Origin of the sequence: Halalkaliarchaeum sp. AArc-CO (assembly GCF_024972735.1) — an archaeon.
In the GTDB taxonomy this organism is placed as follows: Archaea; Halobacteriota; Halobacteria; order Halobacteriales; family Haloferacaceae; genus Halalkaliarchaeum.
Window position 1 is genome coordinate 1,730,474 of the sequence record NZ_CP087723.1, and the last position, 16,678, is coordinate 1,747,151.

The 16,678-nt window shown below is 63.2% G+C and carries 24 protein-coding genes; 12 read left to right on the forward strand and 12 right to left on the reverse strand.

Annotation, left to right across the window (positions count from 1 at the left end; genetic code table 11):
* Positions 1 to 405: a DUF5518 domain-containing protein gene (locus AArcCO_RS09230; RefSeq protein ID WP_259533135.1), complete on the forward strand. Its 405-nt coding sequence runs from the start codon at positions 1 to 3 to the stop codon at positions 403 to 405.
* Here AArcCO_RS09230 and coaBC read toward each other — a convergent pair.
* Together coaBC and AArcCO_RS09240 are read right to left on the reverse strand one after the other, a co-directional pair.
* Entirely contained in the window at positions 378 to 1,562 is a 1,185-nt protein-coding gene (coaBC, locus tag AArcCO_RS09235) for a bifunctional phosphopantothenoylcysteine decarboxylase/phosphopantothenate--cysteine ligase CoaBC (RefSeq protein ID WP_259533137.1), read from the reverse strand. The two genes, AArcCO_RS09230 and coaBC, sit on opposite strands and share 28 nt — an antisense overlap.
* A 109-nt stretch (positions 1,563 to 1,671) precedes the next feature.
* Positions 1,672 to 1,917: a UPF0058 family protein gene (locus AArcCO_RS09240; protein ID WP_259533139.1), complete on the reverse strand. Its 246-nt coding sequence runs from the start codon at positions 1,915 to 1,917 to the stop codon at positions 1,672 to 1,674.
* A 153-nt stretch (positions 1,918 to 2,070) separates the two neighbouring features.
* Between AArcCO_RS09240 and AArcCO_RS09245 the strand changes: the two genes are divergently transcribed.
* Positions 2,071 to 2,475, forward strand: coding sequence for a translation initiation factor IF-2 subunit beta (locus tag AArcCO_RS09245; RefSeq protein ID WP_259533140.1), 405 nt, complete (start codon positions 2,071 to 2,073; stop codon positions 2,473 to 2,475).
* Between the two features lie 44 nt (positions 2,476 to 2,519).
* Here AArcCO_RS09245 and AArcCO_RS09250 read toward each other — a convergent pair whose 3' ends face one another.
* Positions 2,520 to 2,699 carry a DUF7836 family putative zinc-binding protein gene (locus AArcCO_RS09250; protein WP_119818814.1) on the reverse strand — a complete coding sequence of 60 codons (180 nt, stop codon included), beginning with the start codon at positions 2,697 to 2,699 and terminating at the stop codon, positions 2,520 to 2,522.
* Positions 2,700 to 2,803: 104 nt separating this feature from the next.
* On the reverse strand, positions 2,804 to 3,808 hold the full coding sequence (locus AArcCO_RS09255; RefSeq protein ID WP_259533141.1) for a transcription initiation factor IIB: 1,005 nt from the start codon (positions 3,806 to 3,808) through the stop codon (positions 2,804 to 2,806).
* A gap of 345 nt (positions 3,809 to 4,153) precedes the next feature.
* Between AArcCO_RS09255 and AArcCO_RS09260 the strand changes: the two genes are divergently transcribed.
* Complete coding sequence (locus AArcCO_RS09260; RefSeq protein WP_259533142.1) at positions 4,154 to 5,422, forward strand: glycosyltransferase family 87 protein; 1,269 nt, start codon at positions 4,154 to 4,156, stop codon at positions 5,420 to 5,422.
* Between the two features lie 9 nt (positions 5,423 to 5,431).
* Complete coding sequence (locus tag AArcCO_RS09265; protein WP_259533143.1) at positions 5,432 to 5,845, forward strand: DUF7548 family protein; 414 nt, start codon at positions 5,432 to 5,434, stop codon at positions 5,843 to 5,845.
* A gap of 115 nt (positions 5,846 to 5,960) precedes the next feature.
* Here the strand turns inward: AArcCO_RS09265 and AArcCO_RS09270 are convergent, their stop codons facing one another.
* On the reverse strand, positions 5,961 to 6,347 hold the full coding sequence (locus tag AArcCO_RS09270; protein ID WP_259533144.1) for a DUF7975 family protein: 387 nt from the start codon (positions 6,345 to 6,347) through the stop codon (positions 5,961 to 5,963).
* A 90-nt stretch (positions 6,348 to 6,437) separates the two neighbouring features.
* Between AArcCO_RS09270 and AArcCO_RS09275 the strand changes: the two genes are divergently transcribed.
* The 5 genes from AArcCO_RS09275 to msrB all read left to right on the forward strand — a co-directional run bounded on the left by AArcCO_RS09275 (position 6,438) and on the right by msrB (position 9,757).
* Positions 6,438 to 7,046, forward strand: coding sequence for an adenylate kinase (locus AArcCO_RS09275; RefSeq protein WP_259533145.1), 609 nt, complete (start codon positions 6,438 to 6,440; stop codon positions 7,044 to 7,046).
* A 78-nt stretch (positions 7,047 to 7,124) separates the two neighbouring features.
* Complete coding sequence (locus AArcCO_RS09280) at positions 7,125 to 8,027, forward strand: DUF106 domain-containing protein (protein WP_259533146.1); 903 nt, start codon at positions 7,125 to 7,127, stop codon at positions 8,025 to 8,027.
* 98 nt (positions 8,028 to 8,125) lie between these two features.
* Positions 8,126 to 8,527: a CBS domain-containing protein gene (locus AArcCO_RS09285; protein ID WP_259533147.1), complete on the forward strand. Its 402-nt coding sequence runs from the start codon at positions 8,126 to 8,128 to the stop codon at positions 8,525 to 8,527.
* A 72-nt stretch (positions 8,528 to 8,599) separates the two neighbouring features.
* The gene (locus tag AArcCO_RS09290) at positions 8,600 to 9,277 is read left to right on the forward strand and encodes an HAD family hydrolase (protein WP_259533148.1); all 678 of its coding nucleotides are present in this window, start codon (positions 8,600 to 8,602) and stop codon (positions 9,275 to 9,277) included.
* A 54-nt stretch (positions 9,278 to 9,331) separates the two neighbouring features.
* Positions 9,332 to 9,757, forward strand: coding sequence for a peptide-methionine (R)-S-oxide reductase MsrB (gene msrB, locus AArcCO_RS09295; RefSeq protein WP_259533149.1), 426 nt, complete (start codon positions 9,332 to 9,334; stop codon positions 9,755 to 9,757).
* Positions 9,758 to 9,783: 26 nt separating this feature from the next.
* Here msrB and AArcCO_RS09300 read toward each other — a convergent pair whose 3' ends face one another.
* Entirely contained in the window at positions 9,784 to 9,906 is a 123-nt protein-coding gene (locus AArcCO_RS09300; protein ID WP_259533150.1) for a hypothetical protein, read from the reverse strand.
* Positions 9,907 to 9,993: 87 nt separating this feature from the next.
* Here AArcCO_RS09300 and AArcCO_RS09305 point away from each other — a divergent pair, with 87 nt between their 5' ends.
* Positions 9,994 to 11,001: an asparaginase gene (locus tag AArcCO_RS09305; protein WP_259533151.1), complete on the forward strand. Its 1,008-nt coding sequence runs from the start codon at positions 9,994 to 9,996 to the stop codon at positions 10,999 to 11,001.
* Between the two features lie 31 nt (positions 11,002 to 11,032).
* On the opposite strand, the gene AArcCO_RS09310 is transcribed toward AArcCO_RS09305, so the two are convergent.
* The 3 genes from AArcCO_RS09310 to AArcCO_RS09320 form a co-directional block, all read right to left on the reverse strand.
* Entirely contained in the window at positions 11,033 to 11,500 is a 468-nt protein-coding gene (locus tag AArcCO_RS09310; RefSeq protein WP_259533152.1) for a hypothetical protein, read from the reverse strand.
* A gap of 74 nt (positions 11,501 to 11,574) precedes the next feature.
* On the reverse strand, positions 11,575 to 12,390 hold the full coding sequence (gene hisF, locus AArcCO_RS09315) for an imidazole glycerol phosphate synthase subunit HisF (RefSeq protein WP_259533153.1): 816 nt from the start codon (positions 12,388 to 12,390) through the stop codon (positions 11,575 to 11,577).
* A gap of 52 nt (positions 12,391 to 12,442) precedes the next feature.
* Positions 12,443 to 13,261, reverse strand: coding sequence for a nucleoside phosphorylase (locus tag AArcCO_RS09320; RefSeq protein WP_259533154.1), 819 nt, complete (start codon positions 13,259 to 13,261; stop codon positions 12,443 to 12,445).
* A gap of 90 nt (positions 13,262 to 13,351) precedes the next feature.
* Between AArcCO_RS09320 and AArcCO_RS09325 the strand changes: the two genes are divergently transcribed.
* A complete protein-coding gene (locus tag AArcCO_RS09325; protein WP_259533155.1) occupies positions 13,352 to 13,780 on the forward strand; it encodes a thioredoxin family protein in 429 nt (142 codons plus the stop codon).
* Here AArcCO_RS09325 and AArcCO_RS09330 read toward each other — a convergent pair.
* The 3 genes from AArcCO_RS09330 to AArcCO_RS09340 all read right to left on the reverse strand — a co-directional run bounded on the left by AArcCO_RS09330 (position 13,764) and on the right by AArcCO_RS09340 (position 15,487).
* On the reverse strand, positions 13,764 to 14,195 hold the full coding sequence (locus AArcCO_RS09330) for a universal stress protein (protein ID WP_259533157.1): 432 nt from the start codon (positions 14,193 to 14,195) through the stop codon (positions 13,764 to 13,766). The two genes, AArcCO_RS09325 and AArcCO_RS09330, sit on opposite strands and share 17 nt — an antisense overlap.
* Before the next feature lie 49 nt (positions 14,196 to 14,244).
* Positions 14,245 to 14,856, reverse strand: a complete 612-nt coding sequence (locus AArcCO_RS09335; protein WP_259533158.1) for a helix-turn-helix domain-containing protein — start codon at positions 14,854 to 14,856, stop codon at positions 14,245 to 14,247.
* A 178-nt stretch (positions 14,857 to 15,034) separates the two neighbouring features.
* Positions 15,035 to 15,487, reverse strand: coding sequence for a helix-turn-helix domain-containing protein (locus tag AArcCO_RS09340; RefSeq protein WP_259533159.1), 453 nt, complete (start codon positions 15,485 to 15,487; stop codon positions 15,035 to 15,037).
* Between the two features lie 301 nt (positions 15,488 to 15,788).
* Here AArcCO_RS09340 and AArcCO_RS15870 point away from each other — a divergent pair, with 301 nt between their 5' ends.
* On the forward strand, positions 15,789 to 16,655 hold the full coding sequence (locus AArcCO_RS15870; RefSeq protein WP_303650959.1) for a 2Fe-2S iron-sulfur cluster-binding protein: 867 nt from the start codon (positions 15,789 to 15,791) through the stop codon (positions 16,653 to 16,655).
* Positions 16,656 to 16,678 lie beyond the last annotated feature (23 nt).

Sequence of the window (16,678 nt, forward strand, 5' to 3'; positions counted from 1 at the left end):
ATGAACGGCGACACACTCATCAACGCACTCATCGGCGCAGTCGTCACCATCGTCACCTCGTTCGTCCCGTTCTCGCCGATCCTCGGTGGCGGCGTCGCGGCGTGGCTCGAGAACGGCGACAGGACCGACGGGACGAAAGTCGGCGCCCTCTCGGGGGCGCTGATCTCCCTGCTGCTGCTTCCACTGTTGTTCGTCGGGCTCGTGTTGGCGCCGATCGACTTCGGATTCACGTTCGTCATCATGCTGTTTGTCGTGACTTTCGGCGCTGCCTACCTGATCGGATTCGGCGCCCTCGGCGGCTACCTCGGCGCATACATCCGCGACGAACACGAGGGATCGAACTCGGGATCAGCCGGAACGCAGTCGACGCTCGACTCTCAGTTCGACGGCGACGAGCGGTCGTAGTCACTCTCGCCGACTGTCCCCGCGAGTTTGTCTGCGACACTGCCGGCGACGGCGGTTTTCGTCCCCGACCGTTCCACCACCTCGTTGTCGACGAGGAGAACGCGGGTCTCGTCTTCGCCCATCACGTCGGCGTCGTTGGCGACGACGAACGACAGGCCGACGCGGTCGCGGATCCGGCGGGCCTCCCGGACCATCTCCTCGTCGTTGCCGCCGGTTTCGGCCTTGAACCCGACGATCGGCAGCTCCGGGTAGCGGTCCCGAACGGTGTCGATGAGCTTCGGCGTGGGTTCGAGGTCGACGCTCAGCGGCGTCCCCGAACGGATCTTCTCGACGACTGAGTCGGCGGTGAAATCCGAGATCGCCGCCGCCGAGACGAGCGCGTCGGCGGTGCGACACGCCTCGACTGTGGCCTCGATCATCTCGTCTGCACTCTCGATCTCGACGACGTCGGCGTAGCCGACCTCGGGCCCGTCCTGGACCAGAGTCACATCGGCGCCGCGAACGTGACACGCCCGTGCGACCGCCCGACCCGTCTTTCCGGACGCTCGGTTGGTGATGACCCGGATGGGATCCAGCTGCTCTTTGGTCGCACCCGCTGTGACGACGACGTGCTTTCCCGCGAGCGTCTGTGGCGTCGTCGCTCGAGCGACCGCAGTGACGACGTCGGATTCGCTGGCGATCTTGGCTTTCCCCTCCTCGAGCCGTGGCTTCACGATCGAAACCCCCCACGACTGCAGACGCCCGAGCGAATCGGCAACGCCGGGATGGTCGTACATAGGCTCGTGCATGGCCGGCACGGCGACGACCGGCAGCCCCGAGCCCAGCGCCGTCGTCGCACACGTCGTCACCGGCGTGTCGTCGATCGCGGCCGCGATCTTGCCGGCGGTGTTTGCGGTCATCGGCGCGACGAGCAGGACGTCCGCCCAGCCGTCCCGACCACACAGCTCGACGTGTTCGACCTCGCCCGTGATCTCGGTGACAACGTCGTTTTCGGTGGCGAACTCGACCGCCCACGGATGGACGATCTGTCGGGCCGCAGGAGTGGCAACTCCCCTGACCTCCGCTCCCTGTCGGCGGAGCTCGTGTGCGAGTTCGACCACCTTGACCGCTGCGATGCTTCCGGTGACGCCCAGCGCGACGTTGACCCCCTCGAGCATTCGTGCGGAACTCCTCGGCGGAACTACGTAAAGAAATCGACGGAACCCGACCCAGGAATCGTGTGGCTGCCGCTACGGAGTCGGTGCTATCGCGATTTCGCGAGAAGATTCAGTCCGCGGTCGCGGTCAGCGTTTCGGTCTCGGAGTCGACCTCAGACTCCTCCATCGGTGCGGTGATCCCGTCCGCCAGGGCAAACACCGCCTCCTTGTGGTCCGTTTTCGATCGGTGGATCGATGTCGGTTTGACGCCCAGCGATTCGTACTCGTCCAGTTCGGTCTCCTCGTTCCATGCCTCACACTGCTTGCGTACCTCCGCGAGCAGGCCATGAAGGTGAATGAGTTCCTGCTTTTTCATGAGCTAATCCACCATAGCGACTGGAGGGTTAAATTACTATCCTGATAGTCGTTAACACGGTTCCCGGATTTACGGCGTGTTTCCCGCAAAATTTGGCGGTTCGACGGTTGTGGGCCGGCAAGACTTTACTGTGTCCGACAGTATCTACCCCACATGGAGTACGACGAACAACTGGACCGTGCACTCGATCGGACGCCGGAGATCGAGAACGCAAGCGAGCGCTTCGAGGTACCGACGCCGGACGTTCGAGAGGAGGGCCACGTCACGGTGTTCGAGAACTTCCAGGAAGTCGTCGACGTGCTCGGACGGGAGGAGTCGCACGTCCTCAAAGCGTTGCAGTCCGAACTGGGCACCAGCGCCCACATCGACGAGAGCGGTCGCGCCCGGCTGACCGGGGAGTTCCGGCAGCGCCGGGTCGAAGAGGCCATCGAATCGTACACCGAATCGTACGTGCTGTGTCCCGAGTGCGGACTCCCGGACACCCGAATCGAACGCGAGCAGGGGGCTCAGCTGCTCCGGTGTGACGCCTGCGGCGCGCTCTCCCCGACCGGAGAGTGAGAGAAACGAGTTAATCCGGAGAGAATCCGGAGGAAACCCGGACGCTACTGGAACTGTTTTACGGCCTCGAGGTCCCGTTCGGTTCGCATGAACTCCGAGAGACGACGTGTCGCGTGACAGGAGGGACACGAGAAGTTCTCGCGCAGGTTCGGAAGGTCCATCGGGGCTTCCTGCCAATCTTTCGAACACTCCGGACAGACGAGTCTGACAAACGCTTCGACCATGGCAGTGCTGTTCGTGGAGGGACAAGATAAAAGCTGCGCGGAGCGAGCACTCTCGAATACGAGAGCTGAAAAGAAAATCGACGGCCCAAGAGACAGGTGACCGATCAGTCGTACAGGCCGTCGGGGTCCGCCTCCAGAAGCTCCTTGTACCGGTTGCGGATCGTCACTTCCGAGATGTCAGCGACGTCGCCGACCTGGCTCTGGGTTACCTTCTCGTTGGTGAGAAGCGCCGCCGCGTACACTGCGGCTGCGGCGAGCCCCACGGGCGACTTCCCGCTGGTGAGCCCCAGATTTTTCGCGTTCCGGAGCAGCTCGCGCGCCCGGCGCTCCGTTTCGTCGCTCAGGCCGAGCTGCGAGACGAACCGGGGGACGTAGCTCTCGGGGTCGGCAGGCTGGACCTCGAGCTTCAGCTCCCGGACGACGTACCGGTACGTCCGGGTGAGCTCCATCTTGTCGACCCGCGAGACGACGGTGAACTCGTCGAGGCTGCGTGGGGTGCCGGCCTGGCGGGCGGCCGCGTACAGCGCGGCGGTGGCGACGCCTTCGATCGAGCGGCCGGGCAGGAGGTCTTCATCGAGCGCACGGCGGTAGATGACCGAGGCGGTCTCGCGGACGTTCTCGGGCAGCCCCAGCGCCGAGGCCATCCGGTCGATCTCGCCCAGCGCCTGCTTGAGGTTGCGCTCCTTCGAGTCGCGAGTACGGAACCGCTCGTTCCAGGTGCGGAGCCGCTGCATCTGACGGCGCTGTCGGCTCGAGAGCGCTCGACCGTAGGCGTCCTTGTCCTGCCAGCCGATGTTCGTCGACAGCCCCTTGTCGTGCATCATCTTCGTCGTCGGCGCCCCGACGCGCGACTTGCTGTCGCGCTCGGCGCTGTCGAAGGCGCGCCACTCGGGACCGCGGTCGATCTCGTCGGTCTCGACGACCAGCCCACAGTCCGTACAGACGGTCTCACCGTGTTCGGTATCCGTCTCGAGTCGTCCGCCACACTCCGGACAGGTCTGTACCCGCCGCCGTTCGTCGCTCTGTTCCTGTTCTCGACCGGCGCGGTCCGATCGCTGCCGCTCGTCGGCACCGGCGTACTGCTTGATGGTGGTGTCTGTTTCGCTCATGGATGTCTCTTGGACGACGCCCCGGCGAAATAATAGAACCCGCGCGAACGTCCTTACACTTAGTTATTCTCGGAACTACTTAAATCTGTCGTGATATAATTATTCGTTATATAACGGTTTGAACCGTAGTTATTGGCGTATTTCGTGATTTGAGGACCTGGTCTGTGTTTGACTCGTCCCTTATCAATGTACGGTAAAATCTGATCCCCAACACTAATAAATCATTACGGTACTCGGATTCGAATATTCGATCGTACAGGGACGACCGTTCGACACCTGGAGAGGTTCCGCGATTCGGACGGAGTTCCCGAAAACACTTATCATGTCGGCGTGTTTTCCCGTCCGATGTCGGTGCTGGACCGACTGTGGGAGATACGAAACGACCAACCCGGATTCGTCAGCCTCGCAGTTCTCGTGATGGGGGCGATCGCGGCGTATCCAGTGGTCGATCTACTGCTCCGGAGCGCGGAGATCTCGACGGCGTTTCGGTACTACGACTTCGGAGCGTATCGAATCGCCGTCGACGACTGGCAGGCTGGCGAGCCCATATACGAACCCAACGAGGAGGGTGGCTTTCACGGAAACTATCTGTACCCACCGATCGCACTCCCCATCTTCGCGGCGTTTCTCGCTGCCTTCGAGAACCCGGGAATCGCCTGGGGCGTCCTCTCCGTGCTCGCGCTGTGGGTGAGCCTCCAGCTGGCGATCCGGGAGTTCGGCCTTTCGATGCATCCCCTCGAACGCCTCCTGTTGCTGTGGCTTCTCGTGGGGTTCCAGCCGATCCTGTTCGGCTTCAAAATGGGACAGGTGTCGACGTTCCTCGCGGCGCTTTTGACGCTCGCGCTGGTCGGGCTGATTCGGGATCTGAACGGCCGCGGTCGATCCGCGGCGATCGCAAGCGGCGTGTTCACGACGCTCGGCAGCTCGGTCAAACTCGTCTACGCGCCGTCGGGCGCACATCTCCTTCGATGTCGACGGCGGTTCGCCGGCGCGATTGCGGCGCTTTTCGCCCTGATCGGGCTGTCGCTTCTGCTGTTCGATCCGGCGACCCACCGCAGCTATCTCGACGTGTTGCTCTGGGGGAAAGGCTGGGGAACCGGCTCCCGTTCACCGCACCTGTGGACGCCGGCGTACTTCCGGCCGTTGCTCGCGATCGAGTCGGTGGGGCTCGCGGTTCGCGGGCTCTTGATCGTGTCGACCATTGGGCTGGCGATCGGCGCACAGGGGCCGGAGGCAGACCTCCCGACGTTCGCGCTCGGGATCGCGATCATTCCGCTCGCCGCGCCCCGAGCGTACACCTTCGACCTCGTAGTTCTTCTCCCGGCAGTGCTGGTGTTGCTCGCACTGGAACTGGACCGTACCGACGGACGGCCGGAGCTCCCGGTCCTTGGACTCCTGTTTCTCCACGTCCACGCGTACGGCGTCTTTACGTTCGGACGGGTTTCCGAGAGTCTCCTGGCTTCGAACGTGTTGCGTCCCCTGCTGCCGGTCTTGCAGCCCGGACTGTGGGGGGCCCTTCTCCTCGTGGGGCTCGCGTTCGTCCGCGTGGCCGAGCACACGGCAATCCCGACACACGCTCGACGGATCACGTCATTCAATAGCACCGGCGACTGATTCGCCAACATGGACACAGCGAGCACGTTGTCGACGCTCGGCGCCCTCCTCTGTCTGCTCGTGATCGTCGTGCTCGGCGTTCCCGCACTCGTCATCGAGGCGCCCGATCACCTGCTCACCGACTACTACACGGCGGGTCCGACGGGCGCCGTCGGCATCGGATTCTTCGCCGCGATCGGCGTCGTCGTCTTCCTCTCGGGGGAACGTGGCCGTGCAGATCCTCCGCTCGTGGCGGGGCTTTCGGTCGTGCTCGGAGTGGCGCTCGTCGCCCTCGCCGGCGTATGGCTCCTCTCGATCGACGAGACGCTCGTGTTTTCCTTCCCCGCCGAGTACGACTGGATCCAACACCACGGGCTCGCTGTACTGGCGCTCACGACACTGGTGCTCGGAGCCGCCACGGGATACGCCCGAGAGTACGTCTAGACCCCGAACATCCGGCTCTACTGGCTCGGTCCCACTTGCTCGACTGGATCGGCCCCGCAGGCCCGATCCCGCGACCCGACCGCGACTCGACCGCGACTCGACCGCGACTCGACAGTCACACCTCGACTGCCCACGCCGTGTACGACTCCGCTCGGCGGTACACCTCCCGAAACGCCCGATCCATGAACTCCGCGAGTCGGTTCGCGTCGGACCGTGCAGTGATCCGAACGTTGGTTCCGTCGGCGTTTTCCGGGCTCTCGAGTTCGTCGATCCGAAACTCCTGGTATTCGTCGAGCATCGACTTCAACCGCTGTAATTCGGCGTCCGTACAGTCCATATTGAGGGTGTGTTCCGACAGCTGAATCCACGGTGCGATCTCTTCGTCGTCGGTTTTCGGCGTCTCGACCGTGAGAAACGGACTGGCTCGCTGCCGGTGGGCGACGACGGCGTCGGCGAACAGTTTCCGTCGTTCCGTCGGCGTGTCGGCGCTAAACCGGGTCATGCCACCACGTCGGAGCGCGGAAAGAAAAGTCGTTCCCACCGGACGAAGATCTTCAAGGCTTTAACCGTGGGCCCGAAGGGTGGTAACGAGATGAGCCAACGCGTGTTGTTGCTCGGTGCCCCCGGTGCCGGCAAAGGAACCCAGAGCAAGCGGCTCGCCGAAGCGTACGACCTCGAACACGTCACGACGGGCGACGCGCTTCGGGCGAACAAGGACATGGAGACGGAACACGGAACGCCACGGGAGTATATGGAGGCCGGGGAGCTCGTTCCGGATCCCGTGGTAAACGAGATCGTCGAGGCCGCGATCGCGGAGACCGACGGCTTCGTTCTCGACGGCTATCCCCGCAATCTCTCGCAGGCGGAGTACCTCTCGGACATCACGGAGCTAGACGTCGTCGTCTACCTCGACGTAAGCGAGGACGAACTCGTCCGCCGGCTGACCGGCCGGCGCGTCGATCCGGAGACGGGTGACATCTATCACGTAGAATTCGACATACCCGACGACGAGGCAGTCCGCGAGCGGCTCGAGCAGCGCGACGACGACACCGAAGACGTCGTCAAGGAGCGACTCCGCGTCTACGAGGAGAACACCGAACCGGTGATCGAGTTCTACCGCGAGCAGGGCGAACTCGTCGAGATCGACGGTGAGGCCTCACCCGACGAGGTTTTCGAGCGGCTGACTGAACTCCTCGAGTGAGTGAACCGAAACGGGAGTGAGCCGAGAACCAGCTCCGAGTAAACAGGTTCTTAACTCCGCTTTTCCTACGGAGGCACAATGAGTCGTATCGAACGGAGGGTCCGCAAGCTCGTCGCCGACGACGAGATGCGCGACGCCGTCGAGATCGTCCTCGAACGCGCCGAGGACGGGGAACTAAAGTGGATCGACGTCCGCGAGGACCTCACCAGCGGTCAGTGGGGTCGCCTCATCGAGCAGGAGATCCTGGTCGACGGGGAAGAAGGGTTCGAACTCGCCGATCCGGAGGCGACCCGAGACGGCCTCGAGGAGGACGAAAACGAGTTCACGTCGGGCAGCGACGTGGACGTCCCGGACACGACCTCCTGGACGCAGTGGGACAAAGGCGCCCTCGTGGCGACGCTTTTGTTCTTCGTCGGCTACACGTGGGGTCCGATCCGCGATCTGATCGGCAACGCGGTCCATCTGCTTTTGGGTCCGGTCAACAACGTCCTGCCCTTCTATGCGGTGATCATGGTAATCGCGCTCGCGACCGGGCTCTACTCCACCCTGCTTCGGGCAGCGCTCATGGATATGGACAAGATGTCGAAGTACCAGGAACGGATGAAAGACATCCAGGACCGCCGCAAGCAGGCCAAGGAGGCAGGCGACGACGAGGCGCTCGACGCCATCCAGGAGGAACAGATGGAAGCGATGTCCGATCAGCTGGGAATGTTCAAAGAGCAGTTCCGGCCGATGGTGTGGATCATGTTCCTCACCATCCCGGCGTTCCTGTGGATGTACTGGATGGTCGGATTCCGCGGCAGCGACGCACACGGCACGTTCGAGTCAATCGTCATCCCGATTGCAGGCACCGTCGAGTGGACGACCGGCCTCATCGGCCCGATTCAGATCTGGATCATCTGGTACTTCCTGTGCTCGATGGCGTTCACCCAGATCATTCAAAAGAGCCTCAACATCCAGATGTCCCCGTCGACCTCGTGACCGCAGAGAATCCTCGAGCCTCGCGACGGTTCCCGGTTGCGTCGTAACTCACCGCCATACGAACCCTTTTTAATATCCCGCTCCACCTACCGATACCCATGCAAGACATTCTCGTGGGACGCTTGATGTCATCGCCCGTTCGAACGGTCTCCCCGGATACCCTCGTAGAGGACGCCGCGAACGTGATGCTCGATGAGGGCATCGGTTCCGTCGTCGTTGCCGACGAGGACAACCAACTGTGTGGCATCCTCACGTCGACCGACTTCGTCCAGATCGTGGCCGAACGGAAGCCGAAAGATCAAACGCCCGTAGAGAAGTACATGACGACCGGCGTACTTACTGCGAGCGCACAAGACCCGATCGTCGAGGCCGCGGAAACGATGATCGAAAACGACATCCACCACCTCCCGGTCGTGAGCGACGTCGACGGTGTCATCGGCATCGTCACGACGACGGATCTCGCCGCCTACGTCTCGAACCTGGAACCGGCGACTGCGTGATCGATCCCGAACGGTGTCGGAGGCCGGCACCGAACGAGTGCGCTTATAGGTCCCCGCATCGGTAGTAGTGGTATGTACGACGCCGTCCTGTTCGACAAGGACGGGGTGTTGGTCGGCCGGACGCGTTACGACGCCCTCGTCGAGGCTGCCTGGCAGACGTTCGACGAGCTCGACGTCTCCGATCCCGCGCCCGAACACGTCGAATCGGTGATCGTCGACGTCGATCCCGCGGACGTCAGGAACGTCTGTTCGACCTACGACCTGGATCCGGAGACGTTCTGGTACACCCGCGACAGTGTCGCGAGCGAGATCCAGCGAGACGAGGCCACTGCCGGCCGAAAAACCCCGTACGAGGACGTCCGCGTCCTGCCAGAGTTCGACGTTCCGCTGGGCGTGGTCTCCTCGAACCAGCAGGCGACCGTCGAATTCGTCCTCGAGCACTTCGGACTCGACGGTCACTTCCGAACGCTGTACGGCCGGGAACCGACCGTGGAGAGCCTCCGGCTCAAAAAGCCCAACGCACACTATCTGGAACGGGCGCTCGAAGACCTCGGAGCCGATACCGCCCTGTTCATCGGCGACAACGAGTCGGACGTCGCCGCCGCCGACAACGCCGGAATCGACTCGGCGTTCATCCGTCGACCACACCGTCGTGACCACGAGCTCGACAGGGAGCCGACGTACGTCGTCGACGACCTCCACGACCTGGTGAGTCTCACCCGTCGTGGACCCCGATACGGCAGCCAGTGAGCCCGTTCGAGAGCCCGAGGAACACCTTTCCCCGTTCGTCCCTTAATCAGTTCGATGACTGACCCCGAGCGGCCCGCGGACCACGGATCCGAACAGCTTCCCGAATCCGAATCAGAGTGGCGCGAACGACTCGACGAGGAGGCCTACCGGGTCCTCCGGGAACGAGGCACCGAGGCCCGGTTCAGCGGCGAGCACGTCGATCGCGACGACGATGGCATGTACCGGTGTAGAGGTTGTGGCACCGGCCTGTTCGACGCCACGACAAAGTACGACTCGGGCTGTGGCTGGCCGAGTTTCTACGCCGCCGAGGAGGAGCGTATCGAGACTGAAGTCGACACCAGACACGGGATGTCACGAATCGAAGTAAAATGTAGCCGGTGTGACGGTCATCTCGGACACGTCTTCGACGACGGCCCGGAGCCGACCGGCAAGCGGTTCTGTATCAACTCCGTCGCCCTCGAGTTCGATCCCGCCGAGTGACGGGGCGGCGGGTGCGTTACGTCGCCTCAGAGGAGCAGCAGGATAAGCTGGTACAACAGCCCGATCGCAAAGCCCGCGATCAACAGGACCGTGGCGACCACGACGACCGGCGAGAGCATCCCTTCGTCGTCGAGGATGACGTCTTCCATACCGGATACACCGCGAGCAACGGCAAACGCTTTTCGACTGAGGGCCGAACGTCGGCACATGATCCGACGAACTGGCGGTGGGCCGGTGTGACTACGCCCACCCTCGCGGTGTTGTCGTGTGGCGGAACGATCGCTGCCGAACCCGACGACGACGGGGCGGCACCCGCCAAATCCGGCGAACAGCTGCTGGGTTCGGTTCCGGCACTCGAGGGACGGGCTGAGTTCGAGATTCACGAGGTGTGCTCTCAGCCCGGATTCGACATGCGGTGGAGAGACGTGACCGCGGCCGCCGAACTGGCCGAAGCCGTCCAGTCGTCGGCCGACGGAATCGTGCTCACGCACGGGACGGACACGCTTGCAGACACCGCCTACGCGCTGGAACTGTTGGAAGACCTTCCGATTCCGGTGATCGTCACCGGCGCCCAGCGACGGCTCGACGAGACCTCCTCGGACGCGCCGGCGAACCTGCTGTCCGCGGTTCGGGCCGCAGCCGACGACCGGTTCGCTGCGGGCGTTCACGTCGCCTTCGATCAGGAGATCCACGCCGCACGGGACGTCGTCAAGGGCCACACGAGCGCCCTGGACACCTTCCGGTCGCCCGGGAAGGGTCCGGTCGCGACCCTGTCTCGCAGCGACGTGCGGATTCACCGAACCCCGCAGCGACGGGCGAACGTCCCACCGCTGGGAGCGGTAGCGCCGGAAACGATCCCCCGGGTTCCGATCGTTCACTCGGGAACCGGAGTCGGTGCCGAGGAGCTCAATCGACTGATCCAGGCGGATGGCGCCAGCGATGAGGGCGCCAGCGAGAACGGCCATCCAGTCGGCGGCGTCGTGATCGAGGGGACCGGCCTCGGAAACGTGTCGGGGGCGCTCGGAGAAGCGATCGCGTCGGTGTCGGAGGAACTCCCGGTCGTCGTCGGTACCCGGTGTTACGCCGGCGCGACCGAGCCGGTGTACGGGACTCCCGGCGGCGCCGTCACGCTGTCGGAGGCAGGGGTCGCGTTCGCCGGGGACCTCTCGACGGCGAAAGCACGGGTGAAGCTGGCGCTGGGACTCGCAGCAGACGTCGACGTGGAGATGCTGTTTGCAGACTGAAAAACGAATTCGGGGGAGGAAACACTGAGTGTCAGTCAAACCCGACCGGGGGATCCGCCAGCGTGTTCCGGTTGACCTGCAGTTCGTAGCTGTCTGCGCCACAGTCGTAGACGAGCCTGTCGATGGAAACGCCCGACGGAAGGTCGTCGACGCCAGTCACACACCGTGCGCGCGCACCGGGCAACAGCTCGATCGTCGAGTACCAATGCTCCGGGACGAACGAGGGACTCGCCGGCGTCGAAGCGAAGTCGTCGACGCCGAGGTCGTACTCCCCGACGCCGTACTGGTAGCCCTCCCCGTCGAGGAACGCGTGTTCGTCGGCCCACCAGGTCGTCCGGTCGGTGCCGGTGTTTTCTACCTCCAGAAAGAAGACTGTCGTTCGTCGATCCTCGCCCCACCCGAACGGACTTTCCTCCACCTCGACGTCGACGTCCTCGGCGATCGCTCGGAGTTCGACGTCGAAGTTCCGGCTCGACGTTCGGTTCGTCGTGTCAGACATACGAACACCCATTCGACGAAGGAAGAAAAACGTTCGTCAGACATCGCCCCGGTGTCGTCGGCTACCGTCAACCGTCACAACCGAACGGGGACACCCCGCTCGTCGAGATACTCCTTTATCTCCTGGATGGAGTACTCGCCGAAGTGGAATATCGAGGCAGCCAGCGCCGCGTCGGCGCCTGCTTCGGTGAACACCTCGTACATGTCTTCAGGTCCGCCACAGCCGGAGGAGGCGATCACGGGTGTAGAAACGGCCTCACACACCGCCGTCGTGAGCGGGACGTCGTAGCCGTCCTTCGTGCCGTCGGCGTCGATCGAGTTGACGAACAGTTCGCCGGCCCCGCGGGACTCCGCCTCCCGCGCCCACTCGATCACGTCGGTTCCGGTCCCTTCACGGCCGCCTTTCTTCGTACATTCGAACCAGCAGGACTCCCCGCCGACTTCGACGTAGTGTTCGCCCCCCTCGTCGTACCGCCGACGGGCGTCGACCGAGATGACGATACACTGGCTGCCGAACGCAGCCGCCCCCTCGTTTATGAGTTCGGGACGCTCGAGCGCCCCAGTCGTGATCGACACCTTGTCCGCCCCCGCACGGAGCGTCTCTTTGATGTCCGACTTCGTCCGGATGCCGCCACCCACCGTGAGCGGGATGAAACACTCGTCGGCGACAGCCGAAACCGTATCCAGCATCGTCTCGCGTCCCTCGGCGCTCGCGGTGATGTCCAGGAAGACGAACTCGTCTGCTCCAGCGTCGTTGTACGCCTTCGCCATCTCGACGGGATCGCCCGTGTACTGCAGGTCCTCGAAGTGAACGCCGGTGTACACCGCCGCGTTGCCCTCCTCGTCGAGGTCGACGTCGATACAGGGAATGATGCGTTTCGTGAGTGCCATTCGATACGTCACCATCTCGGCGGGGGAGACTTAAAAACGAGCGGATGACACCTCACTCGATCGAGAGCCCCGCATGCCACCGGTCCGTCCCGTGTTCCCGCTTTACCGCGTCCATCTTCCCGAGCAGTTTCACCGCGAGGCTGGCTGTTTCGGCCGCCCTCGATTCGCCTTCGGTACGGAACTCCCCGGTGATCCGGTTGGCGTAGACGGTACAGACCGCCCCCGCACGCAATCCGTAGATGTTCGCGAGCGTGAGGATGGCGCTGGCCTCCATCTCGATGTTCTTCACGTTCGCCTCGCGGAGCTCATCGACGAGTTCTTCGCTCCCCGCCGCGCGGAAGCCGCCGACCCCCGGGCGACCCTGGCCGGCGTAAAACGAGTCGGCACTCATCGTCGTCCCCACGTGATAGTCGTATCTCAGTCGCTCTGCGGCGGCGACGAGCGCGGATACGACCTCCTGGTCGGCGACTGCCGGATAATCTTCTCGGACGTACTCGTCGCTCGTTCCCTCCTGACGGACTGCACCCGAGGTGATCACGAGGTCGCCGACGTCCATCCCCTCCTGGATCGCTCCACACGAGCCGACCCGGATGAACGTCTCGGCGCCGACGCGGGCGAGTTCCTCGAGCGCGATCGCCGCCGACGGGGAGCCGATGCCCGTCGACGTCACCGAGATCGGCGACCCCTCGTAGCTCCCAGTGGCCGTGCGGTACTCCCGGTGGGAGGCGACCTCGCGGCTGTCGTCCCAAAGCGCCGTGATCTTGTCGACGCGTTCGGGGTTCCCCGGGAGCAACACCGCGTCTGCGACGTCGTCGGGACCGACTTCGAGGTGGTACTGGATATCGTCGTTCGGGTCCTCGGAGGTGGGCATACCGGTCGCGTTCGTCCGTCCGCGAGTTAGTTCCTTCGCGTCGGCGCCCGGGGCGGGCGGTTTAACTCTCGCCCGACCGTACCGGGGGCCATGAACCTCGGAGAATCGCAAAGTTCGAACGGTGAAACCCCCCCGACCCTGGAAACGATGGAGCCCGGATCCGACTGGGATCCGGCTTCACACGCCGACGTCGTCGAGATGCTTTCAACAGAAGGGCTCGCATTCAAGGTGTGGGGCGGGGACTGGTGTGGCGACTGTCGACGCCAGCTCCCGGCGCTCGGCGCAGCCCTTCAGGCGGCCGACGTCCCGCCCGAACGGATCGAACAGTACTCGGTCGAAAAGACCGAGGACGGGAAGAAAACGGGCCCGCGGATGTCCGAGTACGGCGTGGAGCTCATTCCGACCGTCGTCGTCGAACGCGACGGAACAGAGCTGGCCAGGTTCGTCGAAAGCGGCGAGAAACCGATCCCGGAGGCGCTGTCTGCGCAGCTCGCCGACGAGATCAGCGGACGATCGTAACCGGAACGTCGGCCTCGTCGACGACCCCTTTAGCGACGCTGCCGACCATCTTCTCGCGTTTACTGGAGAGCCCGCGGTGACCGGTGAAGATCGCGTCAGCGCCGATCTCTGTGGCGTGATCGGCAATGGCGTGTGCGGGTCGTCCGGTGAGAAGCTGCGTGGAAACCCGGAACTCGCCCTGGTGGGATCCCACGGCCTCCCGTGCGATCGAGCTGGCCCGCTCGAGGACTGCCTCCCCGGTTTCCGTCCCCTCCAGTTCGTCCTCGAGGACCGCCTCCCCGTCGACCGACCGCGTTCGTGACGTCAGCACGTGAACGATCTCCAGCTGTGCGTCGAACGCCGCCGCCCGAGTCGCCGCGTATGCAACCGCATCGTCGCCCTGCGGGGAACCGTCTGTCGCAACGAGATATCGCATACCTGTAGCTCGTGGGCGAGCCGGCAAAACCTTTGTCCGTCCGCGAAAATCAGTCGCCCCGAACGAGATTGCGCTCCTCGCGGGCACCGTGCTCCGCGCGGAACAGTTCGGTGACGAGTTTGGATTCGACTGCCCCGAGACGCTGAGAGACCGCAGAGCGGGAGACGTCCAGTTTCTCCGCGAGATCGCCGAGGTCCGCCCGACGCGGCGTCTCGTAGTAGCCGCATTCGATCGCCGTCCGGACAGCCTCGCGCTGTTTTTCTGTGATCCCACTGGCCTCGAGTTCGAGAACGCTTTCCTCACTCTCGGAGGAGGACTTGGTGAGTCGGTCAAGCTGAACCGCCGCTCCGACTTCTCGCAGTTCGGAGACGATCTCCGTCAGTTCCTCACGGTCGGGGAGGATGAGAGAAACGACGAGTTCCGCGCCGTCGAACGATTCGATGGAGGGCAGACAGTCGTATCGGCGAAACACCGGGCAGATACACCGATCGTTGACATCGCCGGCGACGAACTGCCGCGTCGAACCGCTGGAGACCTGAATCTCCGCACGACACTCGCAGTTCACGCAGTCGGCGTCCCAACAGACGAGATCGTGAGTCACGTCGTCCCCCTCCTCGCCGATCTGCGCGACGAAACAGCCGGCTTCTGGGTGTGGTTCCACCCGGAGAACTGCGCGAAGGTGTCCGGTTGGCTCTGGAACAGTCCGTTGAATACTCATGTGACTGTAGCTTACAGGTCCACCCTTTCAATAGTTGTAGTAGATTCCCGTAGAATTAGAATACTGTCGCTCGTTGACGTACGACTCGAGAGCCGAGTGAACCAAACCGCCGAAACGCGAACTACTGTTCGGTGGTGTGATCCAGCGGGATGCTCTGGAACATGGCCTGTACTAGTTTCCGTTCTGCCCCGTTGAGTCGCTGAGAAACCGCCGATTTCGAAATCCCGAGTTCGGTGGCGAGTTCTTCGAGGGAGGTTCCACGGGGATTCTGGTAGTAGTCCATGGCGAAGGCCAGCTCCAGGGTCTCCCATTGCGTTTGCGTGAGCAGTCCAATGTCCACGTGGACGGGACACGTATCGGAGCTGCTCGGATCGATCACCCCGACGTTCTGGATGTCCAGATCGTTTTTCTGTCCACAGTTGAGGATAGTTATGACGTCGTCCGGCTCCGGAACTGAAAACGAGATCAACACGCGATCGTCTTCGGAAAACTCTCGGGCGAGTATCTCTCCGTTCCCGGCTCCTTCGTTCCGCTTCTCTATGACGTCTCCGTCGCTAGTGGCGTTTCCCGACATACGTCACTCACCCCACATGGTCGATCGCGAACTCGGGGGACCCGTGTCGCTTGCGGTCACCCGGGCAGTCACGCCGTGTGTTCGGATGGGTTCAGGGGAAAGCACTGGTACTCACTCACCTGTAGCTATTATCTCTCCCCTACTGTCATTACTTCTCAATATTGGAGCAATTTATCAGTAACCAGGAGAGATTCAGAACAGTCCAGTCTATTCTCGATTCGAGTCGGCGGGTCCGGTAAAAATGGCTGTATAATTGGCATAGATGACAAGCTCTATCAGCGTTCATCGTCGTACGGTAGCTATGGACCGAAAGCACCCGGAGGACGCGCGACCCGAACGATGCTCGGGAGGCGGATGTGAAAACGGCAGGCAGTGTGACCGCTCCCCGTCGCAGACTCGACGGCGGAACCTCCTCGGAGTGGTCGCTACCGGCGGTTCACTCGCGCTTGCGGGGTGTGTTGGACTGTTCCCCGAGCCAGAACGGCAGACTGTCCCGGAACCGGACGAGGACGACGGGGAAAACGACGAGGCTGATCCTGGCCCGTTCGACGTCGAGTATCTGGTACAGGAGGCGTCGATCGAAGTTGCGCGGGACGAGAACTTGCTGGAGGCCGGCGAGGAGCAGGGCTGGGAGCTCCCGTATCAGTGTCGCTCCGGCTTTTGTGGACAGTGTCTGGGACACGTGGACGGCGACGGCCACGAACTCGTCGAGATGACGAACAACGACTACGACCCGCTCGACGACGACGCGATCGCCGACGGATACGTACTGACGTGTACCGGGCAGCCTCGGGGGGACTTCGCGCTGGAAACGGGTGTGGCGGGTGCGCTCACCGACGAGACTGACGAGGAGGACGAAGCGGACGACGAAACCGAGGACGCGGAAACACACGCCATCGAATACGTAAAGCAGGAAGCGACGATCGACGTCCCGGAAACCGAGAACCTGCTCGAAGCCGGCGAAGAGCAGGGCTGGGATCTCCCCTACCAGTGCCGCGTCGGCGTGTGTGGCCAGTGTACGGCCCGCGTCGACGGCGACGGACACGAACTCGTCGAAATGACCGACAACGACGTACTGAGCGACGACGAGATCGAAGACGGCTACGTGTTGACCTGTACGGGTCAGCCTCGGGCGGAGTTCTCCATCGAGACCGACGAGAGTCCCTGAAAAGAGACTACTAAAGAACTGTA